This is a genomic window from Allobaculum sp. (assembly GCF_047010065.1).
GTDB lineage: Bacteria > Bacillota_I > Bacilli_A > Erysipelotrichales > Erysipelotrichaceae > Allobaculum > Allobaculum fili.
Window position 1 is genome coordinate 1 of sequence record NZ_JBKXLD010000163.1, and the last position, 1,007, is coordinate 1,007.

Below are 1,007 nucleotides of genomic sequence, written 5' to 3' on the forward strand. Positions count from 1 at the left end.
GTTCAGCGGCGGACGACAGCGACGAAGTGGGAAATCAGACGGTTTCGAAAGTCGGAGAAGAAGATTTCGAACGCCTGCCGCAGACCGAATGTGCCGGACAGGATCCGATCCCGTCCGCGTTTGAAGAACCAAAACCAGAGACGAAACCCAAGACTGCCGAAGCACCGGTGGAAAAATCGAAAGCTGCCCCAGACCGGGAAAAGGCGGCTTCGAATAATTCGAATAAAGAGAAAGAAAAAACAAAAGACAAAGCGGCCAAATCCGATCTCGAGTCTTCGGATTCGATCCAGACCCCAGCAGCCTCTGAAGCTGCCGGACCGTCTGAATCCGACGGTACCCCGGCTTCCATGACGCGTGTTCGACTCAGAACGGTTGACCTCAAGGCTCTGGAATCGCAGCTTCCCGAAGATCTGAAAAAAGGCCAGCAGCTGGCCAGCACGGTTCTCTATCAGCCCAAATCCAAACGGGTTCGCTATGAGCAGCGCGCTAATCGGCGAAGCGGGTCGCCGGTCGCAGATTCGAAAGCATCTTCGAAAACGGCAGAGCCGTTCAAAGACGCTTAAGGTCCGCCAACGCAAAAAAAGCCAGGTTTCGAAATTACGCCAGAGATGGTCTGAATTGCTTCGTTCGAGATCGAATTGAAAGAAGCATGCGCTCAGGCGCGTTTCTTTCTGGCTTTACACAAATCCAAAATCGAATTCCTTCACGCAAAAATGCTGCAGTCCGCGTGATCCACTTAAGGGATCCGCAGGGACTGCAGCATTTTTCTCTGGAAAGCAAAAGGGGAAACAGTGCAGATCAGGCCGGTTTGCGCTGGGACTTTCGTTCGGTTTTACCGGAAAACTCCGTCATTCCTATCCAGTGTCCGCCTCGCTTTATGGAGCGGGATGGTACTGGTTGGTATCGGGATCGTGACCGGAAAAGCCGGTTTCAGGCAGACTGTCGATCGCCTGTATCGTCTGCTCGTCGAGTTCGGAATCAAAGACGTCGAGATTGGCTTTCATCCG

1 protein-coding gene is annotated in these 1,007 nt (G+C 53.0%); it reads left to right on the forward strand.

The genetic code is table 11. The features are described 5' to 3' along the window. Nucleotides 1-563: hypothetical protein (locus ACLUYS_RS09845; protein ID WP_412659786.1), on the forward strand; the 563-nt coding region annotated here is incomplete at its 5' end. Nucleotides 564-1,007: the final 444 nt, after the last annotated feature.